At 68.8% G+C, this 8,366-nt stretch carries 13 protein-coding genes; 4 read left to right on the top strand and 9 right to left on the bottom strand.

All coding sequences use genetic code 11. The features are described 5' to 3' along the window. Positions 1-130 precede the first annotated feature (130 nt). The 3 genes from K6I34_RS25855 to K6I34_RS25845 all read right to left on the bottom strand — a co-directional run bounded on the left by K6I34_RS25855 (position 131) and on the right by K6I34_RS25845 (position 2,710). Positions 131-676, bottom strand: a complete 546-nt coding sequence (locus K6I34_RS25855) for a hypothetical protein (RefSeq protein WP_229329014.1) — start codon at positions 674-676, stop codon at positions 131-133. A 229-nt stretch (positions 677-905) separates the two neighbouring features. Further along, complete coding sequence (locus K6I34_RS25850; protein WP_229329012.1) at positions 906-1,787, bottom strand: TIGR03620 family F420-dependent LLM class oxidoreductase; 882 nt, start codon at positions 1,785-1,787, stop codon at positions 906-908. Continuing rightward, complete coding sequence (locus K6I34_RS25845) at positions 1,784-2,710, bottom strand: NmrA/HSCARG family protein (RefSeq protein ID WP_229329010.1); 927 nt, start codon at positions 2,708-2,710, stop codon at positions 1,784-1,786. The genes K6I34_RS25850 and K6I34_RS25845 overlap by 4 nt, the downstream gene beginning before the upstream one ends. Before the next feature lie 118 nt (positions 2,711-2,828). On the opposite strand from K6I34_RS25845, the gene K6I34_RS25840 reads away from it, so the two are divergent. The 3 genes from K6I34_RS25840 (at position 2,829) to lepB (ending at position 5,358) form a co-directional block, all read left to right on the top strand. After that, positions 2,829-3,416 carry a helix-turn-helix domain-containing protein gene (locus K6I34_RS25840; RefSeq protein ID WP_308294060.1) on the top strand — a complete coding sequence of 196 codons (588 nt, stop codon included), beginning with the start codon at positions 2,829-2,831 and terminating at the stop codon, positions 3,414-3,416. Between the two features lie 125 nt (positions 3,417-3,541). Then, positions 3,542-4,495, top strand: a complete 954-nt coding sequence (locus K6I34_RS25835; protein ID WP_229329008.1) for a phospholipase — start codon at positions 3,542-3,544, stop codon at positions 4,493-4,495. A gap of 146 nt (positions 4,496-4,641) precedes the next feature. Further along, positions 4,642-5,358 (top strand): signal peptidase I, encoded by a 717-nt coding sequence (lepB, locus tag K6I34_RS25830; RefSeq protein ID WP_229329006.1) that lies wholly within the window; start codon positions 4,642-4,644, stop codon positions 5,356-5,358. A 23-nt stretch (positions 5,359-5,381) separates the two neighbouring features. Here lepB and K6I34_RS25825 read toward each other — a convergent pair whose 3' ends face one another. From K6I34_RS25825 to K6I34_RS25805, 6 genes are all read right to left on the bottom strand, one after another. Next, positions 5,382-5,570 (bottom strand): hypothetical protein, encoded by a 189-nt coding sequence (locus K6I34_RS25825; RefSeq protein ID WP_229329003.1) that lies wholly within the window; start codon positions 5,568-5,570, stop codon positions 5,382-5,384. A 3-nt stretch (positions 5,571-5,573) separates the two neighbouring features. Then, positions 5,574-5,708: a hypothetical protein gene (locus K6I34_RS38420; RefSeq protein ID WP_275127151.1), complete on the bottom strand. Its 135-nt coding sequence runs from the start codon at positions 5,706-5,708 to the stop codon at positions 5,574-5,576. A gap of 90 nt (positions 5,709-5,798) precedes the next feature. Then, positions 5,799-6,647 (bottom strand): helix-turn-helix transcriptional regulator, encoded by an 849-nt coding sequence (locus K6I34_RS25820; RefSeq protein ID WP_229329002.1) that lies wholly within the window; start codon positions 6,645-6,647, stop codon positions 5,799-5,801. 23 nt (positions 6,648-6,670) lie between these two features. Continuing rightward, complete coding sequence (locus K6I34_RS25815; RefSeq protein WP_229328994.1) at positions 6,671-7,195, bottom strand: DUF6879 family protein; 525 nt, start codon at positions 7,193-7,195, stop codon at positions 6,671-6,673. Further along, on the bottom strand, positions 7,170-7,409 hold the full coding sequence (locus tag K6I34_RS25810; RefSeq protein ID WP_229328992.1) for a hypothetical protein: 240 nt from the start codon (positions 7,407-7,409) through the stop codon (positions 7,170-7,172). Before K6I34_RS25810 ends, K6I34_RS25815 begins: the two co-directional genes overlap by 26 nt. Before the next feature lie 88 nt (positions 7,410-7,497). Continuing rightward, entirely contained in the window at positions 7,498-7,944 is a 447-nt protein-coding gene (locus K6I34_RS25805; protein WP_229328990.1) for an Lrp/AsnC family transcriptional regulator, read from the bottom strand. Positions 7,945-8,037: 93 nt separating this feature from the next. Between K6I34_RS25805 and K6I34_RS25800 the strand changes: the two genes are divergently transcribed. Beyond that, on the top strand, positions 8,038-8,366 hold a 329-nt coding region (locus K6I34_RS25800), incomplete at its 3' end, for an LLM class flavin-dependent oxidoreductase (protein WP_229328988.1).

Here is an 8,366-nt window from a genome sequence, read left to right as displayed (position 1 = left end):
CAACGGCCTGACCCCGTGACGTAGCCAGAGATCTTTCACCGCTCAGGGGCACCCCTCTGCACGGGCGCGCTGCTGTCGACCCGGATCGACAGCAGCGCGCGACCGCTCAACTCATTCCGCAATACCCGCCTCAGCTGAAGCTGACCGCGATGTTGGCCCCCATCGTCCCCATGCCGTTGCCCGTGGAGCAGGTGGTGCTCGTGATGGCGGGCGCCACGACGTCCCCGTCGCCGTTCAGCGTTCCGCCGGTGATGACGCATTTGAAGGTGACCGCCCCGGTGGAGGGGTCGGTGTTCACCGTGAACGAGATCGTGCTGTCCGGCACCCCGGCGCCGCTCCACTTGATCGTTCCGGTGCCGGTGCCCCTGAACAGCAGGCCGCAGGGGCCCGGCCCGCTTCCGTTGGCCGTGGCCGAGCCGGTGCCGCTCCCGGTGGCGGACGTCAGATTCGCGTACTTTCCGTTGGTCGACGTGCAGTTGCCCAGTGACGCCACGACATCGATCGTCGAGCTCCCGCCGGGCTTGATCCCCGGCGTGAACGTCATCTTGAACTGCCCCGAGCAGCTCAGGTCGCCGGTGGCGGCCTGGGCCCGGCCCGTCACGGGCCCCGTGACCGTCGCCGCGGCCAGCAGAGCCGCGGCACCCGCCCAGATACCCAGTCGCCTGGCTATGGTCATGCCCTGCATCATGCGCCTCCCTCGTGTTGGGGATACGAGTGTCGGCGGGACGGATGATTCCGTCGCCACTCCTGTGGCGGCGCACCGGTGGACTGCCGGGGGTGCGAACTGTGTATGCAGCGGCTCCGGTTGTGTGTGCGACCTCGGCCGACCGTCTGCCCTCCGGCGTCTCCCGGAGGCGGATATGCAGCTCTTCCCAGAAGGCCCATCCGGTCGGGCTCGCGTCCGGTCAGGTCAGCAGGCGGGTGGCCAGGTACTCCCACTGGCGGACGGGGACGATGCCCGGCGTGGGGGTCAGGAGGTGAAGGCTGACGTGGTCGGCTCCGGCGTCGAGGTGCTCGTGGACGCGCCGGACGACGTCCCCGGCATCGCCATGGGCCACGATCGCGTCAACGAGCCGGTCACCGAGGGCGTCCACGTCCTGGTACCCCAGGTCGCGCAACAGCGCGCGCCGGTTGGGCAGGGCTGCCGCTGCGGTGGCCGCTGCCAGTTCGGCGGTCCGTGAGCGGTCGGGGCTCAGGACGCACAGCTGGGTCACGGCCAGGAGGGCGTCGGGCCCGAGCGCTGTCCTCGCCGTTCGGGTGTACTCGACGGGCATGCCCAACACGGTGGCGCCCCAGGCGAGTTCGGCGGCAAGCGCGAGCATGCCCGGGTCCAGGGCCGCGAGCAGGCGATGCCGCGTGGCTGTCGTGCCGGGTGGACCGGACGGGGAGGTGTCCAGCGTGTCGAGGTAGGCGCGCATCGCGGCCGGCGGCGAGTCGAAGCGGTGGCCGCGGACGTCCTCGGCGAGGGTGGGGTGGCTCTCCCACAGTCCGAGCAGGAATCGCCCGGGGAACGCCTCCTCCAGGGTTCGGTGGGCGGCGGCGGCCGTCACCGCGTCGCGCGCGTAGATGTCGGTCATGCCGGCGGCCACGGTGATCCGCCGGGTGGCGGCCAGCAGGATCGCGGCCTGCGCCATGGCTTCCCGCCCGGTGGTTTCGGCGAACCACAGAGTGCCGTAACCGAGGTCCTCGACTGCGGCCGCGGCTTCGCGAAGCCCTGCCGCGGGGTAGGTGTCGAGGTCGCCCGCCCAGATGCCGATGCGCCCGAGGTCGGGCTTGCGCCCGTTCATACGTGCTGCCCCGCGGTGGGCCGGGCGGCCAGGAAAGCGGCGATCTGGGCGGCGCCGGTGCGTTCCAGCCAGGTGGGGAAGTTCATCGCTCCGGGGTGGATACGGCGGGTTGCGGTGATGTCCGCACGGTAGCCGCGTTCGTTGAGCCATTCGTTGGCGAACGCGAAGTCCTCATTGAGGGCCCGGATCGCTTCGATCGGGATCCGGGCGTACGGCAACGGACGGCCGAGCGCGTTCTCGATGGCCGCGGCGATCTGGACCGGCGTGAGTTCGTCTCCCGCGAGGGCGGTTTCGCGGCCGATCCAGTCTTCGGGCCGGGAGAAGGCCAGCGCGGTGACGAAGCCGATGTCGTCCACGGCCATGATCTGCAGCGGGACCTCGGGGGCGAGGGCGGTGGCGAAGGTCCCGTCCCGCAGCGCGTAGGCGCCGGTGAAGTTCTCCATGAAGGAGACCGGCCGCAGGATCGTCGCGGGCAGGCCGAGCGCGGCGATGTGCTGCTCGATCCGCCACTTGCTGACCAGGTTCCGCGGCAATCTCTCGCTGCCGTGACGGTCCGCTTCGGCCACCGAGGTGAAGACGAAGTGCTCGATGCCGGCGGTACGCGCGGCCTCGGCGACGTTGACGCCCCAGCGGACCTCGTCCTCGGCGCCGAAGTCCGGTGCGGTCCCGGGGGAGCCGACCGTGGGCTGGACGCTGAACATGCCGTACGCGCCGTCGGCCGCGGCGGTCAACGAGGCGACGTCCTCCATCTGTGCGCGCACGATCTGCGCACCGGCGCTCGCCAGGTCCCTGGCCGGTGCCCCGTCGGGGTCGCGGCTGAGCGCGCGTACGTGCCAGCCATTACTGAGCAGGTGTCGTGTCACCGCCCGGCCCTGCAGGCCGGTCGCCCCCACCACCACGACGGTCTTTCCTGTCGGTTCCACGAATCTCCCCATGTCGCATGCCGACGAGGGCCCACACCCAGTAACTGGGGTGGCCCTCCGGTTATCGGCCGCTACGATATGGAGGGCCACCCCGGTTAGCAAGTCGTCAGGAGATCCCGTGCCCAAGAGCGCAGCCGACCCGGCTTCACGGCCGATGCGTGCCGACGCGCGCCGCAACTACGACCGGATCGTGGCCGCCGCCGAGAGCCTTGTCGCCGAACACGGCGCCGAAGCCTCGCTGGAGGAGATCGCCCGGCACGCCGGAGTCGGCTCGGCCACGCTCCACCGGCACTTCCCCTCCCGGCAGTCGCTCCTGGAAGCCGTCTTCAAGGGCCGGGTGGACGCCCTGTGCGCCACAGCGCGCGACCTGCTGCCCGACCCCGATCCCGGAGCCGCACTCGTCAGCTGGCTCCGCGCCGTCGGCGCACACGCCGTGGCCAACCGGGGCCTGGGAGCTTCAGTGATGCACGGCGCCCGTGACGGCGACCCGACGCTGGGAAGCACCTGCCACGCGATGATCACCAGCGCCGGCGACGCACTCCTCGACCGCGCCCGCCACGTGAACGCCGTACGCCCCGACGCCACCATCACCCAACTGCTCAAACTCATCGGCGCCATCGCTTCGGCCACCGAGGGGGACCCCGACGGCCCGGCCGAGGCCGACCGGCTGCTCGACCTGGCCATCGACGGGGTCCGCGCGCGCTGAGTCTCTGTCCCGCGGCCAAGGGGCGCGCCTATCCTCGGTCGGTCCAAGGACATCGACGCGAAGGAGCGTCCTTCTTGACCACTCACCTTCGACGTGGCGTCGGCCCCCGGACGTTATCGGCGCTGTTGGCCGCGCTGTGCGGAATCCTCGGTGCCACCGCGCCCGGTGCCACCGCGCTCGGTACGCCCCCGGCGGCGGCAGCCGATCAGCGTCACGCGATCTACGCCATCGCGCACCGGGTCGACACTCTGGACGGCGTGGACGCCGCGCTCGCCCATGGCGCCAACGCCATCGAGATCGACGTCTGTGCCTGGTGGAACCCCAACGAATGGCGCGCCTATCACGACTGTTCCTCGGCCGGTGACACCCGGCACGGCCCCAGTTTCGACAGCATGATCGACCGCATCGTCTCGCACGCCGAAGCGGGGCGCCGGCTGGGGCTGGTCTGGCTGGACATCAAGGACCCGAACTACTGCGGCGAAGCGCCGAACCGTGGGTGCAGCGTCGCGGGGCTGCGCGACAAGGCGCAGCGGCTGACGGCTGCCGGGATCCAGGTGCTCTACGGTTTCTACGAGTACCACGGCGGCAGCACCCCCGATGTCGGCGGCAGGGGCTGGAAGAGCCTGGAAGGCAAGCTCGGCCGTCTGGAGGGCATCACGACGACCGGGTACCGCGACCAGGTCCAAAGTGCCTACGGCCGGTTCGGTTCCGGGCTCCCGGCCGGTCACCGGGCGATGGACGCCGGTGACAGCGACATCACCAAGAATTTCGGCAACTGCACGGAATCCGGCGACAAGACCTGCGCGGAACTGAAGAAGGGCGCCGGGGACCGTGCCTCCGGACGGCTCGGGGCCACGCTGTCCTGGACGACCACCTACAACGATCCGTGGTACGTCGACAAGCTGCTGGGCGATGCCCGGGTGGACGGCATCATCGCGGGCTACGGCGCCTTCACCGGAGTGCGCGAGTACGACAGCGGCTGGCAGTGCGCCAATGCCATCAAGCTCGTCCGCGACTGGGTGAGCCGCCACGGCTCGACCCATCGCATGGCCACCAGCGGTGACCGCCTGTTCAAGTAGTGCGCAGTGCACCGCCTCGGACCGTCGGCCGGGGTCCCGGCCGACGGTACCGGCCTTCGATGGGAACCCTCGTTCGTTCGGTTCGTTCAGTGAGTGAACGCGGGTGCTGGGACAGCTCCCGATATGGCCGGATAGGGAGTCCAGCGATGCATACAGAGGAAGAGGAGCAGCCACCCGCACCGGTGGAGGCCGGACGCCGGAAGCGCGGCCGAGGGGAAAGAAAGAAGCACTCCAAGTGGCGGGAGATACCGATTCTGGTCGGTGTCGCCCTGGTGCTGGCCCTGCTGATCAAGACGTTCCTGGTGCAGGCGTTCTCGATTCCTTCGGGGTCGATGGAGAACACGTTGCAGGTGGGCGACCGGGTGCTGGTGGACAAGCTCACCCCCTGGTTCGGCTCGACGCCGCAGCGGGGAGAGGTCGTCGTCTTCCGCGACCCCGGAGGCTGGGACACCGGGCAGGCCTCGCGGCCCAACGCGCTCCAGAAGGCCCTGTCCTTCATCGGCCTGATGCCGGCGACGGACGAGGAATACCTGATCAAGCGTGTGATCGCGGTGGGAGGCGACACCGTGGAATGCAGGCGCGGCGAGCCGGTCAAGGTCAATGGCACGGCCCTGAACGAGCCGTACATCTATCCCGGAGCCACCCCGTGCGACGACTATCCCGTCGGCACGGTCAAGGTGCCCAAGGACCACCTCTGGGTGATGGGCGACCACCGCAACGATTCCCGCGACTCCCGCGCCCACGTCGCCGAGCCGGGCGGCGGCTTCGTCCCCGTGAAGAACGTGACGGGCCGCGCGATCACCGTCGCCTGGCCGGTCCAGCGATGGTCCGTACTGTCCGTGCCCGACACCTTCCACCGGTAGGGCTGCTCTTCCCCCGTAATGGCTCAGGCGAGGTCGACCCCCGCCTGAGCCTTGATCGTGTCCACGGCTTCCTGTGTGAGAGGCCGCAAGGGAACAACGGTCCAGCGGTCTCCCTTGCGCATGATCACGGCTTTGCCGTCCTTGGTACGTCCGACATGAACGAAGCCGTGATCACGCCGCAGGTCCTTCGCCAGGTGTTCGCCGTGGATCACGTACTACTTCCTCTCGCGGTCCTCGTCGTCCGCCGCAGACGACCAGACGTCGCCGTTCTGAGACACCCGGGTGTCGGGATCTGTGGGGATGCCCTGGTTCTCCTGCGGGTCCCACTCGTCCTCGTTCTTCTTACCCATTTACGCTCCTTTCTGATTCGAGAGGATGCGGAAGACTTTAAGGACGGCGGGCAGCCGGGAGCGACGAGGTTGCGGCCGATTGCAGTCGAGTTACCCGAGCGCGCCGAGCGCGGCCGTGATGAGCGGCCTTGCCTGGGCTCCGTACAGCGCCAAGCGCTGCAGTTCGGCAAACGCCCGCGCGTAGAGACGCGTGTCGTTGGGCGCTGTGAGCGTCACATCGGCGGACAACAGCTCCACCCCCGCCTGTTCGTCGTCGAAGATCGTGAACGGCTCGATCGTCCACATCCGACGCTCGGCCACGAAGGGGACGATGCCGAGGGCTACGCGGGGCAGCGCCATCATGGTGAGGAGGTGCCCGAGTTGCCCGGACATCGTGGACGCATCCCCGACCCGGTAGCGCAGGACCGCCTCCTCCAACAGGATCACGAACCTGTGGTCGCCCTCCCGGATCACATGGGACCGGGCCATGCGGGCACTCACCGCTTCCTCGACGTCATCGGGGATACGGCGGAAGTCCGTAATGGCCGAGAGCAGGGCGGTGGCGTACGCGGGCGTCTGGAGCAGACCGGGAACGACGTGTGAGCAGTAGACCCTGAAGAGCTTGGTGCGCTCGTAGAGAGGAACGTACGACTGCTGGAGCCTGCGGAGTCCGGTGCGTTCCAGCCGACGCCACTCCATGTACATGGAATCGGCCGTACGCGAAGCGGCAATGAGGTCGGCTGCCCGGTCGTCGGCACCGCAGGCGGCGCACCACGCGCGGAGATCGGCGTCGGACGGCAAGGTCTTGAGGTTCTCGATCCGGGACGACTTGGAAGGGTGCCAGCCGCACCGGGACGCCAGCTCACGCCCGGTCAGCCCGGCATCGAGGCGGATCTCCCGCAGACATTCGGCAATGGACTTGCGGGCTTCCTGAACCCTGGACGAAGGCGAAATGGGCATGCGCTGGTCCCGGACCTACCTGGTCAGACCTGGTACTCCACGTGCGGGACCGCCCGTTCCCAGACCGTCTCGAACGCTGTGGCGCAGAGCTTGGCGACGTCCGGGGTGTCCGTGAAGTCCTCCCCGACATAGCGCCCGTCACCGGAGAAGTGGCCGAAGCGCACCACTCTGTCGTCGAAGAGCCAGAAATCGTTACCAGGGAGCGCGATGTCGGACGCATGACGCCGGGGGAGCCAGCGAACCTGCTCCCCCGCATCGATGTTGAGCTGTGTCCCCTCGTATTCGAACCGGATGTAGTCGCTCATCGGCTCGGACACGATGCGGGCCCGGCGCATGACCACCCCTCGGGCCACGGTGCGGGCGACGAGCTCCAGCCACTCACGCCGCCGTCCGGTGCGGTCGTACCGACTGGTGCTGTCACCGGCCTTCCACGCGGCGAAGTCGGCGTTCTCCTCAGCCACGCCGTAGGCGTCACGCATCTCCAGGTGGACCGCCGAGCGCTCCGTCGAAGCGATCAACTCGTCAAAGTCGAATACGTTCAGCGACATCACACGCCTCCCTGATGGCAGGGATCATACGGAACGGAACCCTCACCACCGCCTCGGTCTCCGGGATCGGTCCGGTCTCCCGGCACTTGGCCAAGGTCTCCCCGTCAGGCTTCCAGCCCTGGATGAGGATCTCCTCGGCTTCGTCCTCCACCCAGAGCGTGGGGCAGTCCCTGCCATCGGTGTTGGGATCTTTCGCGATGAACTGTAGTGCCATAACTGCCTCCCGTGCCGAGCCAGTTGCGATCGGTATGAACGCCGCTCCTTCTTACCAGGGAAGTCAAGAGGGCGTCCGGCGATAACACTCAGGGCCGGCCGGGGCCGCGTTGAGGCAGGGTGCGGCTGTAGACGACGCTCGTGGTCGTGCTGCCGAAGCCGGCCAGTTCGTCCACGAGTGTCTCCAGGTGTTCCATGGAGGTCGCGGCCACCTTCAGGGTGTAGCAGTCGTCGCCGGTGGTGCGCAGGCACTCCAGGATCTCGCGGCGTTCGGCGAGCAGGTGGTGCAGGGGCTGGTGGCGGTTGCCGGGGTACTTCAGGCGGACGACGGCGAGCACCGGGTAGCCGACCCTGGCCAGGTCCACGGTGGCGTGGTAGCCGGTGATGACGCCCAGCGACTCCAGGTTGCGCACCCGCTCGGTGGTGGCCGACGGGCTGAGGTTGACGCGGCGCCCCAGCTCGCTGAGGGAGACGCGGGCCTCCTGCTGGAGCTGATCGATGATTGCCCAGTCGGTGTCGTCGAGGTTCACGGCCATGGTGCGATATTACCGGGGTATTCGTGGTGGACAGCGGGTATCACCGGGAGGATTCGGTTCCCTGCGGCATGATCGCCGGAATAACCTCGGGGCATGCAACTTGGCGTCAACGTACCGAACTTCGGGCCGGGGACCGACCCCGGCGTACTGCGCGAGTGGGCGCGGGTCGTGGCGGGGCTCGGGTTCGACCTGCTGATGGTGTCGGACCATGTGGCCGTCACCCCCGATGTGGCGGAGCGGTATCCGGAGCCGTTCTACGACCCGTTCACCACGCTGTCCTGGCTGGCCGGAATCAGTGACGGCGGGCTGCGGCTGGGCACGACCGTGCTGGTGCTGCCGTACCGGCACCCGCTGCTGGTGGCACGGATGGCGAGCAGCCTGCAACGGCTCAGCGGCGGGCGGTTCGTGCTCGGGGTGGGGGC

This window comes from Streptomyces sp. UNOC14_S4 (assembly GCF_020740835.1).
In the GTDB taxonomy this organism is placed as follows: Bacteria; Actinomycetota; Actinomycetes; order Streptomycetales; family Streptomycetaceae; genus Streptomyces.
Note: the sequence above shows the minus strand (reverse complement) of the source record. Positions and strands in the feature narration are given on the sequence as shown.

What these genes read in the sequence shown, in the direction of transcription:
- K6I34_RS25855 (WP_229329014.1), bottom strand. Translation starts at nt 676, where the DNA reads ATGACCATAGCCAGGCGACTGGGTATCTGGGCGGGTGCCGCGGCTCTG.
- K6I34_RS25850 (WP_229329012.1), bottom strand. Translation starts at nt 1,787, where the DNA reads ATGAACGGGCGCAAGCCCGACCTCGGGCGCATCGGCATCTGGGCGGGC.
- lepB (WP_229329006.1), top strand. Translation starts at nt 4,642, where the DNA reads ATGCATACAGAGGAAGAGGAGCAGCCACCCGCACCGGTGGAGGCCGGA.
- K6I34_RS38420 (WP_275127151.1), bottom strand. Translation starts at nt 5,708, where the DNA reads ATGGGTAAGAAGAACGAGGACGAGTGGGACCCGCAGGAGAACCAGGGC.
- K6I34_RS25820 (WP_229329002.1), bottom strand. Translation starts at nt 6,647, where the DNA reads ATGCCCATTTCGCCTTCGTCCAGGGTTCAGGAAGCCCGCAAGTCCATT.
- K6I34_RS25815 (WP_229328994.1), bottom strand. Translation starts at nt 7,195, where the DNA reads ATGTCGCTGAACGTATTCGACTTTGACGAGTTGATCGCTTCGACGGAG.
- K6I34_RS25810 (WP_229328992.1), bottom strand. Translation starts at nt 7,409, where the DNA reads ATGGCACTACAGTTCATCGCGAAAGATCCCAACACCGATGGCAGGGAC.
- K6I34_RS25805 (WP_229328990.1), bottom strand. Translation starts at nt 7,944, where the DNA reads ATGGCCGTGAACCTCGACGACACCGACTGGGCAATCATCGATCAGCTC.